Origin of the sequence: Brevibacillus sp. LEMMJ03 (genome assembly GCF_007197875.1) — a bacterium.
Taxonomy (GTDB): domain Bacteria; phylum Bacillota; class Bacilli; order Brevibacillales; family Brevibacillaceae; genus Brevibacillus; species Brevibacillus thermoruber.
The window spans coordinates 266,068-281,909 of the sequence record NZ_VKJN01000001.1 but is presented as its reverse complement, the minus strand read 5'-3'; the positions used below and the strand labels follow the sequence as shown (position 1 = coordinate 281,909).

General features: G+C 54.7%; 17 protein-coding genes. 3 read left to right on the top strand and 14 right to left on the bottom strand.

The window, feature by feature from the left end; translation table 11 throughout:
- Positions 1-41: 41 nt before the first annotated feature.
- Genes FOI68_RS01370 through FOI68_RS01360 form a run of 3 tightly spaced genes read right to left on the bottom strand, consistent with a single transcriptional unit; the run spans position 42 to position 1,979 of the window.
- A complete protein-coding gene (locus FOI68_RS01370) occupies positions 42-818 on the bottom strand; it encodes a class I SAM-dependent methyltransferase (RefSeq protein WP_143862124.1) in 777 nt (258 codons plus the stop codon).
- Entirely contained in the window at positions 815-1,189 is a 375-nt protein-coding gene (locus FOI68_RS01365) for a VOC family protein (RefSeq protein WP_143862123.1), read from the bottom strand. The genes FOI68_RS01370 and FOI68_RS01365 overlap by 4 nt, the downstream gene beginning before the upstream one ends.
- 1 nt (position 1,190) lies before the next feature.
- A complete protein-coding gene (locus FOI68_RS01360) occupies positions 1,191-1,979 on the bottom strand; it encodes a class I SAM-dependent methyltransferase (protein ID WP_143862122.1) in 789 nt (262 codons plus the stop codon).
- Between the two features lie 120 nt (positions 1,980-2,099).
- Between FOI68_RS01360 and FOI68_RS01355 the strand changes: the two genes are divergently transcribed.
- Positions 2,100-2,966: a LysR family transcriptional regulator gene (locus FOI68_RS01355; protein ID WP_143862121.1), complete on the top strand. Its 867-nt coding sequence runs from the start codon at positions 2,100-2,102 to the stop codon at positions 2,964-2,966.
- Here FOI68_RS01355 and FOI68_RS01350 read toward each other — a convergent pair.
- From FOI68_RS01350 to FOI68_RS01335, 4 genes are all read right to left on the bottom strand, one after another.
- Positions 2,963-3,784, bottom strand: a complete 822-nt coding sequence (locus tag FOI68_RS01350) for a metallophosphoesterase (RefSeq protein WP_255433302.1) — start codon at positions 3,782-3,784, stop codon at positions 2,963-2,965. The two genes, FOI68_RS01355 and FOI68_RS01350, sit on opposite strands and share 4 nt — an antisense overlap.
- A 34-nt stretch (positions 3,785-3,818) precedes the next feature.
- Entirely contained in the window at positions 3,819-4,397 is a 579-nt protein-coding gene (locus FOI68_RS01345) for a beta-class carbonic anhydrase (protein WP_143862119.1), read from the bottom strand.
- Positions 4,398-4,545: 148 nt separating this feature from the next.
- Positions 4,546-4,962 (bottom strand): hypothetical protein, encoded by a 417-nt coding sequence (locus FOI68_RS01340; protein WP_044897641.1) that lies wholly within the window; start codon positions 4,960-4,962, stop codon positions 4,546-4,548.
- A 24-nt stretch (positions 4,963-4,986) separates the two neighbouring features.
- The gene (locus FOI68_RS01335; RefSeq protein WP_143862118.1) at positions 4,987-6,453 is read right to left on the bottom strand and encodes an FTR1 family iron permease; all 1,467 of its coding nucleotides are present in this window, start codon (positions 6,451-6,453) and stop codon (positions 4,987-4,989) included.
- Between the two features lie 324 nt (positions 6,454-6,777).
- Here FOI68_RS01335 and FOI68_RS01330 point away from each other — a divergent pair, with 324 nt between their 5' ends.
- Complete coding sequence (locus tag FOI68_RS01330) at positions 6,778-7,569, top strand: stalk domain-containing protein (RefSeq protein ID WP_185973845.1); 792 nt, start codon at positions 6,778-6,780, stop codon at positions 7,567-7,569.
- Between the two features lie 241 nt (positions 7,570-7,810).
- Here the strand turns inward: FOI68_RS01330 and FOI68_RS01325 are convergent, their stop codons facing one another.
- From FOI68_RS01325 to spo0A, 3 genes are all read right to left on the bottom strand, one after another.
- On the bottom strand, positions 7,811-9,310 hold the full coding sequence (locus tag FOI68_RS01325; RefSeq protein ID WP_052660393.1) for an ATP-binding protein: 1,500 nt from the start codon (positions 9,308-9,310) through the stop codon (positions 7,811-7,813).
- Between the two features lie 4 nt (positions 9,311-9,314).
- The gene (locus tag FOI68_RS01320; protein ID WP_044900271.1) at positions 9,315-9,710 is read right to left on the bottom strand and encodes an ATP-binding protein; all 396 of its coding nucleotides are present in this window, start codon (positions 9,708-9,710) and stop codon (positions 9,315-9,317) included.
- 303 nt (positions 9,711-10,013) lie between these two features.
- Positions 10,014-10,802 (bottom strand): sporulation transcription factor Spo0A, encoded by a 789-nt coding sequence (spo0A, locus tag FOI68_RS01315; RefSeq protein WP_029099484.1) that lies wholly within the window; start codon positions 10,800-10,802, stop codon positions 10,014-10,016.
- 51 nt (positions 10,803-10,853) lie between these two features.
- Here spo0A and FOI68_RS01310 point away from each other — a divergent pair, with 51 nt between their 5' ends.
- On the top strand, positions 10,854-11,189 hold the full coding sequence (locus FOI68_RS01310) for a hypothetical protein (protein ID WP_143862116.1): 336 nt from the start codon (positions 10,854-10,856) through the stop codon (positions 11,187-11,189).
- 62 nt (positions 11,190-11,251) lie between these two features.
- Here the strand turns inward: FOI68_RS01310 and spoIVB are convergent, their stop codons facing one another.
- From spoIVB to FOI68_RS01290, 4 genes are all read right to left on the bottom strand, one after another.
- A complete protein-coding gene (spoIVB, locus tag FOI68_RS01305; protein ID WP_029099482.1) occupies positions 11,252-12,583 on the bottom strand; it encodes a SpoIVB peptidase in 1,332 nt (443 codons plus the stop codon).
- A gap of 154 nt (positions 12,584-12,737) precedes the next feature.
- Positions 12,738-14,468: a DNA repair protein RecN gene (recN, locus tag FOI68_RS01300; RefSeq protein WP_029099481.1), complete on the bottom strand. Its 1,731-nt coding sequence runs from the start codon at positions 14,466-14,468 to the stop codon at positions 12,738-12,740.
- A gap of 15 nt (positions 14,469-14,483) precedes the next feature.
- Positions 14,484-14,933, bottom strand: coding sequence for a transcriptional regulator AhrC/ArgR (gene ahrC / locus FOI68_RS01295; RefSeq protein WP_029099480.1), 450 nt, complete (start codon positions 14,931-14,933; stop codon positions 14,484-14,486).
- Positions 14,934-14,938: 5 nt separating this feature from the next.
- On the bottom strand, positions 14,939-15,796 hold the full coding sequence (locus FOI68_RS01290; RefSeq protein ID WP_029099479.1) for an NAD(+)/NADH kinase: 858 nt from the start codon (positions 15,794-15,796) through the stop codon (positions 14,939-14,941).
- Positions 15,797-15,842 lie beyond the last annotated feature (46 nt).

The following is a 15,842-nucleotide window of genomic DNA, read 5'->3' as shown; positions in this document are numbered from 1 at the left end:
TTGTGGGGCCACTGGGGAAGGGTGGATACTGATAGTGTGTCTCATTGTTTCGCTCCTATCCAGATTGTCCAGCGATCCCGTTCCACGATGGCCCCGCCTGAAGCGAGCGGCTCCCTCATGGTATCGACCAGCGCGCGCAGCTCTTCGTCAGAGAGGGCGTGCAGAATCGATCGCCCGGTCCGCTGGAGCAAATCCTGCGTCAGTTCCTCCCATCCCGGATAGACGCGCCGAGTCTCCCACAGCACATGCGTGCGAATCGTTCGAAACCCGGCTGTCCGCAACGCTTCCCGCACATCGGCATCGGCGGGGCGGCGCCCCTTTTCCAGCTCCAGCAGACGCGGAAACCGGGCGAAAAAGTACCCGCGCAGATGTGTGGGGGAACCCGGCAGGGCCACGTCCTCCATCGTCCGATCCTGCACGATCGCCAGACCGCCGGGAACGAGCAGGCGGGCGGCTTCGGCAAAGAACCCGTCCAGCTCGTCCAGATGATGAATCAACGCTCTGGCAAACACCACGTCGGTGCTTTCCCCCGCCATCCCCGTCCGCAGGGCGTCTCCGCGGACAAATGTCACGTTTTGGCAGTCGCGACAGGTCTCTTTGGCTGCCTCCAGCATGACTTCGGAAAAATCAACGCCGACCACCGCTGACGCTCCCATTTCCGCCCATGCTCTGGTGTATATCCCGCCGCCGCATCCGATGTCCGCCACGCGCTTGCCGGACGGGTCCAGCCATCCGCGGATCGCCTCCGTCCAGCTCTCGTCCGCCCGCCGGCCAGCGTACGCATGGCGATTCTGTGCCGCATGGAAATCGATGCTCATGAATCGATCCGCTCCATGAACTCCAGCCGGTTGCCGAACGGATCGTCGGCAAAGAAGCGCTTGACGCCGGGGATCTCGTCCCCTTCCCGGACCGTCACTCCGGCCGCCTCCAAACGCTGCCGGAGCGCTTCCAGATCGCTTGTGAGAAACGCGGGATGCGCTTTTTTCGCAGGAGCAAAGGAGGCCTCGACACCGACGTGCACCGTCTGCGAACCGCATTGAAACCAGACCCCTCCCCGCCTGCGCAGCGCTTCCGGCTTCGGCACCTCCGGCATGCCCAGCACATCGCGGAAAAAGCGGCGGGCTTCTTCTTCGCATCCGACCGGCGCGGCCACCTGCACGTGATCCAATCCGATCCACCGATGGCTCATCTCATTCGCCTCCTTTTTTGCACAGGACCATCCACTCGTCGATCTGGTGCGATTGGACGCGTCCGTCTTGTACGTCCAGATTCCAGTACGCTTTCATCGCCTGCGGCGCGTCCAGCAGGCAGCGCTCCACCGCTTCCTCCTGCTCCTTGGATGAGGCGGTCCTGGCCACCCACTGCGAAAACGGGAAGCGCTTCTTGCGCAGGCGGTCCTGCAGTTCCCGCAGGCCGTTATCCTGAAACAGTCCCCGCCACTCCGCAACCGACAGACAGCGCACGTGGCTGATGTCGCGCAGTGTCTCCACCCGGTTGACGATCGCGGCCAGCTCCGGTTCCTCCGGCGCCACGTTGTCGATCAGCAAAAACAATCCTCCCGGACGAAGGACGCGGCACGCTTCGCGGACAAAGGCAGCCGGGTCGGGAAAGTGGTGGGCGGCGATGCGGCAGCAGACGGCGTCAAACGATTCGGACAAAAACGGCAGTTGTTCCGCGTCCGCCTGCACGTGCACGATATTCGTCAATCCGGCCTCCCGGTGGGCCCTGGCCGCCGCTTCCAGCATCGGCGCGGTCAGATCGGTCGCCACCACAAAGCGGCAGAGCGGGGCCAGCGTTCTGGCCACATGGCCGCCGCCGGTCGCCACATCCAGCACCACCCAGTCGCCGTTCGGCTCCAGCCATTCGACCAGGAGCGGCAAGTCCTCCCCCTTGGCGTGCGTCATGCTGGTCACATACGCCTCCGCATGCTGGCCGAATTGTTGTTGAACCGTTGTTTTCACGTCATCTTCCCGTCTCATCGGGACCACCTCCTGTCCCCATCATATTCCATGATCGCGCCGCTTTGTTATAGAATATGGATAACAAGCTATCAATGAATTCGATAACCAGCGAAGACGACATGGTTTCAGGAGGTTCCCATGGATCTGCAAAGCCTGGAGGTGTTTCTGGCGATCGCCCGCCACGGCTCCCTTAACCGGGCGGCCCACGCCATGTTTCTCGCCCAGTCCACCGTGACGCACCGGCTCAAGCAGCTGGAACGGCATGTGGGCACTCCGCTGTTCGTTCGCACCGCTTCCGGCGTCAGCCTGACCGGAGAAGGCAGGCGCCTCCTGCCGGTCGCGGCCGCCGTCGTCGAGCAGCTCCGCGCGTTTTCCCAGCACAGGGACAAGCGGCAGGCGCTGACGATCGTCGCCGGCAAAGCGTTCGCGTCGTACGAGCTGCCCCGCCTGATCGGCGAGTACCGCCGCGCTCACCCGCACTTTACCTGTTTCGTCCGCTCCACGCTCTACGAGGAATCGATTTCCGCTCTCCTGACAGGTGCCGCCGACATCGCCTTTCTCGGCCACGAGGTGTACCACCCTCACATCCATCAGGAGTTCTTGCCGAGCGACCGGATTCTCCTGGTGACCGCTCCCCAACATCCGTGGGCCGACGGGTTCCCCGGTTTCGCCCACTGGAGGGCCGAGCCCGTGATTGCCTTCGGCGACCACACCGCTCCGTTCCGACAGCGGGTCGACCGGTTCCTGGCGCAGCACGGCGTATTTCCCAACGTGATCATGGAACTGGACAGTTTCAGTGCGGTAAAAAAAATGGTCCTCCAGCAGTTTGGTGTGACCATGCTGCCGGAACGAACCATCCGGGAAGAGGTGGACGCAGGACGGCTGATTGCCATGGACATCGCCGGTGGAGAACTGACCCGCCCCACCTTGATTGCCTACCTGCATCCCAAAAAGGAGGACGAAGCGTTTCAGCGGTTCGTCCAGTGGATCAAGGAAGCCTACTAAACCAGCGTGATGACGGTCAGTTCCGGACGGCAGAGAAAACGGACGGGCAGTATGGTCGTGCCCAATCCCCTGTTGGTGTAGACCGGCATCCCGCGCTCGCCCGCATGCATCAGGCCGGACACGTATTTCTGGCCCAGCTTGGGGGCCGCCAGGTGGCCGATGAGCGGAAGCCTCACCTGTCCGCCGTGACTGTGGCCGGACAGCTGCAGATGGACCGGATAACGCGCCGCTTCATCGGCAAAATCCGGCTCGTGTACAAGCAGGATCACCGGTTCGCCTGCGGGAATGCCCGCCAACGCCGCCGCCAGGTCAGGCGTGCCGTGCAGCACGTCGTCCACGCCTGCCACATAAAAACTGGCCCCTCTATATTCCGTCCGCACATGCCGGTTGTCCAGCACCTGAAATCCCGCGTCCAAGAGCGCCTGGTGGATGACGGCGCGCTGTTTGTAGCGCCAGTCGTGATTGCCCAGCACGGCAAACTTGCCGAGCGGTGCCTGCAGCGCGCGCAGGACGGGAACCGCTGCTGAGAGCAACCGGGTGCTCTTGTCCACCAGGTCGCCGGTAAAGCAGATCAGGTCGGGCTTCTCCCGGTTGATGCGGTCCACCGCCTTCCGAAGTTCTTCGATTCCCCAGTAAGGTCCCAGGTGCGTGTCGCTGAAATGGACCATGCGGACACCTTTCAACGCCTGCGGCCAATCGGGAAGGGAGACGGGGAGCGAGACCACCTCCAGTTGGTGCCGCTCCCACCCGTACCCGTAGGCCCCGCACAGGGCCCCCACCCCGATCAGTCCCAGGAACCAGTGAATGCCTTTTGTCATGAAACGCCTCCGGGTCACGACAACCGGACGCCGCTTACTCTCCCGCAGCGATCCTCTCATAGCCGTTGACGACCAGGTCAAGCTGTCCGGTTTCAGGATTGATCAGCAAGCCGTGCACCGGTACCCGGCGCGGCAGCAGGGGGTGGTTTGCAATCACCTCCACGCTTCGTTTCACGCTTTCCTCCACACTTTCAAAGCCGCGCAGCCAGGTCTTCAGGTTGATCCCGGCGTTTTGCAGCAGGGAAATCGTCTCGGCGGTAATCCCCTGCTCTTTCATTTTGTGCAGCATCTCATCGGCGGAGATCATGCTCATGCCACAGTCGTAATGGCCGACCACCATCACTTCTTCCGCGTTCAAGGCGTACAGGGCGACGATGATACTGCGCATGACGCTGCCAAACGGATGGGAAACGATCGCCCCCGCACTCTTTACGTGCTTGAAATCCCCGTTGCGCAAATTCATCGCCTTGGGCAGCAGTTCCTCCAGCCGGGTGTCCATGCAGGACAGGATCACCAGGCGCTTGTCCGGGAATTTGGTTGTCTTGAATGCCTCGTATTCCTTACGAGCGACAAACTCGCGGTTAAACGCAAGAATCTCTTCCAGTTTGGTCATTCAGTGATCACCAGCCTTTGCGAGTGTTATTCTTTTATTGTACTAGAAAGGGCGGGCTACTCAACACATTTATGGAAGGGGGGGACCATTCATCTGATCTTCCCGCATCATAAGGAAAGCAGCGGAGGAACCGCTGCTTTCAGCTTTTTTATTTCTCTTTATCGGATAGTTCTTGAAGAGCTTGCGTAAGCTGATCGTTTAACTTTCCAACTGTTTCTTTATCGATAGGGCTTGCTTCTGTGCCAGCGATTGTCGGGTCAAGCGCATCCTCCACTTTTTTGTAAAGATCAGGATATTTCTCCTTTACCTTATCTTCAAACGGTCCCCAAGCTCCTTCAAGCTTGGCACCTTCCTCTTTTACTTTTGCTTCATCGCCAGCTTCCACGGACTTCTTGATTTCTGCCGTGATTTCAAGCATCTTGTCAACGCCAGCTTTGATTTCAGATGCTTCCTGCTGGTGAGCGGCGCCATCATGACCCGCATGATCGTTTGAACTGCTGCTGCAGCCTGCTAAGCTCAAGCTTCCTACTAATGCCAAAGCAACGATAAGATGAGAGCGTTTCATGGAAGAATCCTCCTGTTCGATACATTACACCGTTTCGTGTTGTTGTGTTTTATGAGCAAATCTCTTCCAAATCACAACTGACAGCGCTGCGATTACCAGTGCGATTTGTGGGATTGTGCTTTCCAATGATGGATAAAGTGCCAGGAACTCAATGCTTGGAATCTGAGAAACCGTAGAAGACGGCAAGACACCTGCAAGCTGCAAACTGTGAATGCCCATACCCAAGAATTTCAAGCAGAGATAGAAAACAATGACGCTCGATACCATGAAAAATGGTTTAAGCGGCAGCTTCACACCGATGATCATGATGAAATACGCAAGGACCGCCAGCAAACCAAAACCGATACATAGGCCAAGCAATAAATCTTGAATGCTGATCTGGTTCACCATGCCGATAAAAAACAGGACGGTTTCCGTTCCTTCGCGAAACACAGCCAGGAACGAAAGGAATCCAAGAGAAATCAATTTTCCCGTATGCAAAGCCGTTTCGCTCTTGGCGCGAATGAATTTTTGCCAGTCGCGAATATGGGATTGACTGTTCAGCCAATAGCTGACATAGAGGAGCATCATAGACGCGATAACCCCCGTCCAGCCCGCTATCAGTGCATTGTTGCTCCCAAACGCTCCTGAAGCAAATACAAACTTTACCACAACCGCTATCACAATGCTGATCAAAAGCCCGACGCTTACGCCAGCCAAAATCCAGCCTTTTCCCTTGTTACCGTTTGATTTGTTGACAAAAGCAAGCAAAGCGGCAACCACTAACAGAGCTTCCAATCCTTCACGAAGGATAATCATCGCAGCATCCCACAGTGTATAGCCACTTTTTGCGGCAAGTGGCGTTAAATAGGAAATCATGCTGTCGATGGTCTGGATCGCTCCTTCGTAATTGGGAGGGGTGGAACCAAGCATTGCTTGAATCGTCACCAAATCTCGTTCTGAATCATGATAAACTTGATTGGATTGTGCCAAGACAACCCCTTCAACGCTTACCCATAAATCAGTTGCCTTGTTGATATCATCCAAAGCTTCCACCTGCGACTTGCTTTCCGCTTTCTCCTTTGTTTCTTGCAAGTAACCAATGAAATCAGCCAGCGAGATGTTTTCTTGCTTGAGCTCTCCTTTGGGATACTTGCCTTGAATGAACCGTTCGTTTGTTGCTTGTAACCCTTCCAACGCCTTGGTTACTTCATCCTGCTTATTTCTTGAAAGCGCATAGACGACCTTCCCCATATGGGACTCGATGTCTTTATAGGCTTTTCCAGACTCCTCTTTCACGGAATCCTCAATGTCGCGCCAGGTTTCGTTAAACTGCTGATACAGTTCTTTTGCCTTGGCGAGATCGCCTTTTTGCGCTTCAATCAGCGCTTGATCTACAAATGTTTCCGCTTTCCTCATGTGCTCCGCAGCCAGGCTCTGAGCCAAAGCTTGAACAGGGAAAACCAATAGCATGGACAACAGAAGCAAACCTATCAACGTTTGTGATCGCATTACCAATGTGCCATCCCCTCAGATGCAAGTTCGTGTAAATGTGATAATCATTATCAGTATCATTTGTGCTCTATTATTATCTAAAAGGTTTTGCCTCACTGTCAAATAATTTGTTACTTATATGAATAAACTTTCACCCCAGTCTTGACCTACCCCATCTCCCTACACAATGCGTTACGTTTCCATTTTGGGGATCACATGACTTTTGAAACATTCCAACCTCCATCACCGTCTCCTTATCGGGGAGGTACATGATGCATGGAATAGCTTCGAAAACGAGTTACGAACAGTTCAACTTGAATCAATGGAGGAGGAATGATTTGTTTGAAACGATCGAAGATGGTCATTGTCGCAATCGCAACCGTCAGTTTGCTCGTAAGCTGTGGTACCGTGTTTGCGAAAAGAGCTGAAGAGATGATCAAAACCCGTTTTGCCAATATTCAATTGATCGTCAATGGCAAAACCATTCAGACAAAAGCCGAACCGTTTATTTACAATGGGAATGTTTACGCACCCGTAGCAACGATTGCAAATATGCTTGGGGTGAAACAGCAATGGGATAACTCCGTACCAGCCGTTCGCTTTGATGATAATCTTGCTGACGAAGAGATAACGATGGGGGACCGGGCAGCAGGACTGTTTCTGCTGGATTTCCAATATGCATTAGTATACGGGGCACAAAGTGACACGTTGGGGAATACGTATTACGATGTAGTCAATCGAAATGTTCCGCAAAGCAAAAGCATTCATTTGCCACGGATTGAAAAAGAAGGGTATGTGAATGATTTCCAACCGATCACACCCTTTGAAAGAATAACCGGGCCAGAAAAAAATGAATTTTTGATGTCCGAACGTCTTTCCAAGCAGGGGGAGACTCAACAATGGGTAACTCTGTTCCGCTTCGACAAAGTGAAGGGAACAGTGACGAAAGTGTATTCGCAGCGGCTTGATGAACCTGGGGACAACTATGTTCAATATGCCATTACCGGTGGAAGTACCCTGACAGTAAAACTTTACGAATTACAGGATAATCGCTCAAAGCTCGCTGGAGTAAGATTTTATCAATGGATGAACGGGAAATACGTGAAAACCGAAGAAGTAAAACAGCAACAGTAGTTCGTTCCAAGGCGTCGAGCCGTGCCAGCCGTTTTTACTCTGTCTGCTCGTTCTGCGAGGGACGGCCACGCTGCGGGCCGCTTTCGGGCGCAACCGTTCAGACTGGTGGCCATAACATGAGGATTTTGTGCCAATAAAAAGAACCCCTTTTCACGACGGAAAGGGGTCGATTTCCTACATGGTTGATCATGTGGGTTTTCGTTTTTTGGCATGTTTGCAGCAGGTTTAAGCAAACGCTTCTTTATTGATATTCCTCCAAGGCTTGCTGCAAAGTGGCTTTGGTGTCCACCTTTTCCGTAAACACGATCCCCAATTCGATCATGGTGTTCGCGATTTCCGGGCGAATCCCGGTGATGATCGCCTTGCATCCGAGCAGCCCGATTCCTTCTACAATGCGAAACAAATGTCCCACCACAGCCGTATCCATAAACGCGACACCTGATAAATCGATAATAATTTTTTGTATTTTGAGGCTGGCGATTTGATTAAGTGTCCGTTCCTGCACTTTTTTCGCCCGATAGGTGTCTAATGTGCCGACGATGGGTAATACCGCCATGGAAGCGGATAACGGAATAATGGGAACCGACAGGTCATCAATCGTCTCACGATGGGAACGAAGCAGTTCATCCTTGTACTCGATATAACTGGAAAAATAATGAAAAATATAATGATCCAAAATAAAATTCGTCTTGATTCCAAGTTGGAAAACACCCTCCATGTCAAGTCCGACATGCTGGTAATAGTTATGTAAAAAATTCCAATACACTTTGCGAAACGCCTGAATCAATTCCAGTTTTATGACTAACGGAACATCATTCTTTGCACCAGTCTTTCCGAGTTCCTTTGCGAGCATGATCAGTTCATGCTGCCGCTCTTCTACCAAGAGTTTTGCCATTTTATCAAAAATGTCTTGCACATCGATATTGTACATGGAGGCTTCAATGAGTTGATTCGTACCTTTTGTTTCGTAAGCAAACAACTCATGAAAACGATCCTGATTCAGCAAAAAATAATCTTGAAAACTTTGACCATCTACATATTGCAGATCCAAATTCATCACTCCAATTGGTTCGATTATGTCCGTTGGAAATTGAATGGTGAATGTCGTTCCGATTCCTTCTTTGCTTTTTACATCGATTGTGCCTCCATGTTGGTAGATGGTCGAAAATACCTGCGTTAACCCCATGCCCGTGCCTTCATCTTTCGTTGTAAAGAACGGGGTTCCCAACAGCTGCAGCTTTTCTTTCGGTACACCGACCCCTGTATCAGAAATACTGACATAAACGAAGTCACCCAAGCGGTAATGCTCGATTGTAATGGTCCCTACATGGGGAATGGCTTCAAACGCATTTTTCAAGAGATTAAAAAAGGCTTTCTTTAACTGATTTCTTTTTCCGTAGATGATCTCATCACTATTGCGAAAGTTTCGTACAATTTGAACCCGATAGATTTGATCCTGGAACAAATAGAGCAAAGACTCCAATTCGGAACAAAGATTGATCGGAATATAAGCCTCCTCTTCCAAATCTGGTTTGGAAACCTGTAACAAATCCTGCAGCGTCGCGATAGCCTGATCCAGTTCTGAGCAGGCAATCTCCAAATAACCATGGGAAAACTCTTCTTGGAGTAATTGTAAAAATCCCTTCACTGCTGTTAACGGATTTCTCACTTCGTGTGCGATTCCCGCCGCTATTTGACCGATGGAAGCAAGACGGCTCAAGGTATCATCCGTCTTTGTCACTTTATTATTTTTTTCCTGCCCATTTGATCGCAACGATCTTCGTTCCTCTCGTCGAAGTCTCAATTTGGAATTCATCCATTAATCGCTTCACACCGGATAATCCGAGTCCCAATCCTCGCGACGACGATCCCTTTTTGCCGTTTAAAACATCATCTACATGGAGAATTCCCGGCCCTTCATCTGTTACAACAAAACGTATTCCCTGATCAAGCAATTCACAACAAAAAAGTCCCTTGCTGTAGGCATGATCCAATATGTTTCGGGTTAATTCCGAAACACTCACGAAAATCTTCTGCTGATCTGACTCGGAAAAAGGGAGCTGCTTCATAAAATGACGAACGGTACTTAACGCAAAATAGATATCATCTTCTGACGAGATATTCACTTTTTGATAGATCATCGGCTCAGGAATCCTCCATGCAACATCCAACTTTTTTCATTCTAGTTTGATTATAGTAAGTTTAAAGAATATATCAATAGGAAATTACGCACATAACATTGCTTCCAACAAGAAGCACCAGGCTCGGCTATCGCATCCCTCATGCGGTCTTGCTTGTGCCTTTTCACCTTCTGTCATCGGATGCTTACGTTCCAGGTAAACGGCCGTCAAAATAGACACCCCTATCTATTGGTATCGTGATCCCAATAAATAGGGGAAATGAGTTGTTAAGGAACAACAAAGGTGTTCGGTACAAACAGACTTTTATGATATTTTCGCTTCAATCCGCAGCTTGTCGGCGACCATGGCAATAAACTCGGAGTTGGTCGGCTTGGCCTTGGTGTTGGAGATGGTGTAGCCGAACAGGCTGGAGATGGAATCCAGATTGCCGCGCGACCAGGCGACTTCGATGGCGTGGCGGATTGCGCGTTCCACGCGGCTGGCCGTCGTGTTGAACTTTTTGGCGATGTCGGGATACAGCACTTTGGTGATCGAGCCGAGCAGTTCCACGTCATTGTACACCATCGTGATTGCTTCGCGCAGGTACAAGTACCCCTTGATGTGGGCAGGCACACCAATTTCGTGAATGATGCTGGTAATACTGGCATCCAGATTGCGCCCTCTCACCGCCAGCGACGTCTGCGGCTTGACGGCGGTGATAAACGAACCGGTCGGCTTGCTGCTGGTCATCTGGCGGATGCGCTGGGCCAGCACTTCCATGTCAAACGGCTTCAAAATGTAGTAGGCGGCCCCCAGTTCCACCGCTTTTTTCGTGATTTCTTCCTGGCCGAACGCAGTCAGCATGATGATTTTCGGCTGCGGCGACAGGCGCATGGCCTGTATCTGCTCCAGCACCGCCAGGCCGTCGAGGTGCGGCATGATAATATCGAGAATCAGCACATCCGGCACGCGCTCCTGCAGCAGGCGAATGACATCGTTGCCGTTGTACGCCACCCCGATGACATTCATGTCATGCTGGCTGCTGATGTACTCTTCCAGCAGGTTTACAAATTCCCGATTATCATCTGCCAACAACACATCAATCTTGTTCAAGGTCGTTCCTCCTTACAATCAACGGTCTGTTTGGGAAAGAAGGTGGAATTGGTGATCTCAGAAGTATGTAAACGATCGGAATATGTCCAAACCATCTTTTCACATGAAAAATTATTCGACAAACCCCAGTTCATTCCTGCCAATGACGAAAGATTGAATGATTTTTCCGATATTTCGACAATTCGCGACCGCTTTTCGCCAGATTACGGTTCCCATCCGGCCGTCATTCGCGAAAGACGCGGCCGGATGCGGCAGGACGCCTTCTCCTCTACACGCCGCACGGGCCATTCTCCACCTGGCCTGTTTGCCCATCCTTTCCGGGACGCCCCCATAGAGAAGAGCCGCCGCGCCCGACGGGAGAGCGCTGACGGCTATGGAGCTTGCTGATTGGGCTTCGCGAAGCCGCGCGTTCGTGCCGGTTCCACCAAGCATGCTGTGCTGTCCTGACGCTACGCTGCACTCCCGATCGGCGTTTTGGCTTGCGGCGAGCGGACGGGGATGCCGGCCTCCTGCAGCATCCACTCGATATAGCAGCCGTATCCCGAGGTGGGATCGTTGACAAACACGTGGGTGACCGCCCCGACGATTTTTCCGTTTTGGATGATCGGACTGCCGCTCATCCCCTGGACGATGCCGCCGGTTTTCTCCAGCAGGCGCTTGTCCGTTATTTTGATGATCATGCCCTTCGTGGCGGGGAAATGCTGCTTGACGACATTGACGATCTCAATGGCGAACTCCTCCACTTTCTGGCCGTCCACCACCGTGAGAATTTTGGCCGGCCCCTCCTGCACCTGCTCGGCAAGGGCGATCGGCATCGGCTCGTTGTACAAACTGCGCTTCGGCTGCTCTTTCATCTTGCCAAAGATGCCGAACGGCGTGTTTTTGGTGATCGTCCCCAGGACTTCGCTTTCGTTGTAAAAGCGGGCGAACTTCTCCCCCGGGTTGCCGCTCTGTCCTTTTTCAATGGAGGTTACGCTGGCCGCCACGATCTGGCCGTCGCCCACGGCGATTGCCTGTCCGGTATCCACGTCGGAGATCACGTGACCCAACGCGCCGTACGCCTTGGAGTTGGGGTCGTAGAACGTCAGCGTACCGACACCGGCCGCGGAGTCGCGAATGTAGAGACCCATGCGGTACTCGTTGTCTTTTCTGTCTTTTGCCGGGTACAGGGTCACGTTGAGCTTTTCCTTGCCGCGTACGACCAGCAGTTGTACGGGGGTGTTGCGTGCCCCTGCTTCACTGACCAGTTTCTTGACGTCATTCATGTCGTTGATGTACAGGTCGTTTATCTTGACGATCATGTCCCCGACGTGAATACCCGCTTGTTCCCCGGGCGATACCTTTTCCTTGCCTGTGTCCACGAGATGGTGTCCGACGACGAGCACGCCCGCCGTCTGCAGCTTGACGCCGATCGATTGTCCCCCGGGGATGACCCGCAAATCGGGCAGCACGTTTACTTTGACGGCGGTCAGTGGAACGCTGCGCCACTTGACCTGGAGCTGTGCCTCACCCGCGCGGCGCGGCTCGACGGACAGCGGTTTGCTCAGGTCGACGGCGACTTCCCGCGTCTCTGCTCCGTTTACGTGCAAAATGTCGGGGTTGCTGTTGATCAACGTCCCCATGACGGGCACGGAGACGCGAAGCTGTTGCAGTGAACCTTCCATCAAGCGCAATTCATGGGGGAAAGAAGACAGGTCGCGGAACGGGGTGGAACTCACGACGAGCGCCGTGATGAGGAGAAGGAGACTTCCCATCCATTTTCTTCTGTTGTGACGGATCACCAGCAATCACTCCTACCGTTCCCTACCTACACCTACCTGATACACCTCCACCTTGTGTAGTTATAATGTTGCCTGGGCCCTTGCGGATTATGTCAGGAAAATCACCCACGCGCATGCTTTCCTGACGCCATCCGCACCAGTACAAAAAAAGCTGTCAATCTCCGTTGACAGCTTTTCGTTGTTGCCCGAGCAAAATCATCTCGCGGGCGTGTTCTTCGGTTTTGGCCGTGACTTCGGCGCCGCCCAGCATCCGGGCCAGCTCCTTGACGCGCTCTTCGTCGGAGAGGCGCTGGACGACCGTCATCGTCTCGTGCTCGCTCATTTCCTTGCGGATCAGAAAATGCGCGTCGGCCAGCGATGCCACCTGCGGCAGATGGGTGATGCAGAGGACCTGCCGCTTCTGTGCCACGCGGGCCAGTTTCTCCGCGATCGCCTGGGCGGCCCTGCCGCTCACGCCGGTGTCCACTTCGTCGAAGATCAGCGTCTGGACCTGATCCGTACCGGCCAGGATCGTCTTGATCGCCAGCATGACCCGGGACAGTTCGCCGCCGGACGCGATCTTGGCCAGCGGCCGGAGCGGCTCGCCCGGGTTGGGGGAGATGAGAAACTCCACCTGATCGATTCCGTTTGCATCGACGCGCCATTTGGCCCCTTCCAGCTCAATCCCGTCCTCATCCGGCACCCGGCGGACGTCGATGGCGAAACGGGCCCGTTCCATGTGCAGATCTTTCAACTGCTGCTCGATCTCCCGAGCCAGCCGCTCGGCGCATTCGCGGCGGATCACGGACAGTTCCAGCGCTTCCACGGCCAGATCGGCCGCCAGCTCGGTCAGCCGGTGCTCCAACTGCTGCAGGCGATCCTCGTAGTGCTGCATCTCGTCCAGCTCGTCCTGGATCGCGGCGGCGTACTCCAGAATGTCGTCCACGTTTTTGCCGTACTTGCGCTTCAGGTTCTGGATCTGGTCAAGCCGCCGCTCCACTTCCGCCAACTGTTCCGGTTCGAAGTCAAGCTGGTCGCTGAGCTGACGAAGCTGCTGCGCCACGTCTTCCATCTGGTAGTATGCGCTCTGGACCGCTTCCACAATCGGCGCGAGCTGCTCCTCGTACGGCGCGATCCGCTCCAGCTCGCTCATCGCGTGGCCGAGCCAGTCCAATCCGCGCTGATCCCCGTACAGGGCGCGATAGGCATCCTGAATGCCGGCGTACACCTTTTCGATGTTCATCCATTTTTTCCGCTGCTGGAGCAGTTTCTCGTCTTCACCCGGCGTCAGGGCGGCCGCTTCGATCTCGTTCAACTGGTATTGAAGCAAATCGATCCGCTGCACCAGCTCACGCTCGTTGCGGGCCATCCGCTCCAGGTCCTGTCTGGTCTTGCTGTAGGCGGCATAGAGCTGGCCGTACTCCCGCTTGGCCGCGCCCAGCTCCGCTTCGCCGTACGCGTCCAGCCAGTTGATGTGCTTATCCGCCTGCATCAGCATGTGGGTGTCGTGCTGGCCGTGCACGGTTACCAGCCACGGCCCCAGCTCCCGCAGCATCGCCAGGGTGACCAACTGGCCGTTGATGCGGATGATGCTCTTGCCCTGGCTGGAGATGTCGCGGCGCACGACCAGCGTGCCGTCCTGCTCCACGGCGACGCCGAAGCTCTCGCACAGCGCCAGCGCCGGGTGGCCGGCGGGCAGCTCAAACAGCCCTTCCACTTCGGCCCGCGTCTCCCCGTACCGGACAAAGTCGGCGGAAGCTCGTCCGCCCAGGAGCAGGCCGAGCGCGTCGATGATGATCGACTTCCCGGCTCCGGTCTCCCCCGTGAGGATGTTCAGTCCCCGTTGAAAGGAAATCGTGACCGATTTGATGATGGCAAAATTGCGAATGGACAATTCCAACAGCATCGTGTGCAACCACCTTTACAGCATGTCCAGGAAGCGCTGGGTGACTTCCCGGGAGTTCTCCTTCGAGCGGCAGATGATGAGAATGGTGTTGTCGCCGCTGATGGTGCCCATGATTTCCTCCCAGGACAGGTTGTCGATCAGCTCGGCTACGGCATTGGCGTGGCCTGACAATGTTTTCAGCACAATGAAGTGGTCGGCGTAGTCGATGCTCACGTAGGAGTCCACCAGCATCCGCTTCAGCTTTTGAATTGGGTTGAACTTCTGCTCGACGGGCATCGAATATTTGTACCGTCCGTCCGGGAGCGGCACCTTCACCAGATGCAGCTCTTTGATGTCCCGCGAAACGGTCGCCTGGGTCACGTTAAACCCGGCTTCCCGCAGACGGTCCACCAGTTCGTCCTGGGTCTCCACCTCGTAATTGCTGATGATTTCCCGAATGCGAATGTGTCGTTGTCCTTTGTTCATTGCCATTACTCCCACTCACCTTGTAGTTTCGTGCGAATCGCTTCAAAAAAGCCGCCTGTTTTCCACTTGATCAGCGGCGTGACATGCGGGGACTTCTTGACGAAAATCTGGTCGCCTCCTTCCAGCCGGTAGCCGAACTGTCCGTCGATGGACAGCCCCATCTCCTGGTGGATCGCATCCACCTCGATCCGGATGACCTGATTGGCCGACAGCACCATCGGACGGGCGGTCAGCGAGTGCGGGGCCACCGGTGTCAGGAGCAGCATGTCCACATTGGGCGCGACAATCGGCCCTCCCGCCGACAGGGAGTAGGCGGTCGAGCCTGTCGGGCTGGAGACGATCACGCCGTCGCCGCTGAACGTCGCCACGTAGTCGTCATCCACGTAGACGGCGCATTGGATAATCCGGCAGAACGAGCCTTTGGCGATGCCGATGTCGTTCATCGCGGTGTAGCTGGCCAGCGCCGCCCCGTTTCGCACCAGCGTCGCCTCCAGCATGGTCCGCTCCTCGATGTCGTACTTGCCGGAGAGCAGGTTGTCCACGGCTTCCGGCAAATCGTCCGGGTCGGCTTCCGACAAAAAGCCGAGCGTCCCCAAATTGATGCCGAGAATCGGCAGGGAACGGCCGGCCAACTGGCGGGCAATCCCGAGCAGCGTACCGTCGCCGCCCAAGACGCACAGCAGCTTCGCTTCCCGGCCGATCTTTTCCAGCGCGGCCGCCAGCTCGGGACGGCCCACATCGGAGGCAATATGTTCATCAAGCAGGACGCGGGCCCCTCTGGCTTCCAGCAGGTACATCAGCTCCCTGGCCACGATGCGGGCTTCCGGCTTCCCTTTGTTTGCTACGATACCAATCGTTTTCATATGGCCCACCCCAAACGTCGTTGGTTGGAAATCCTTATACAAGTAT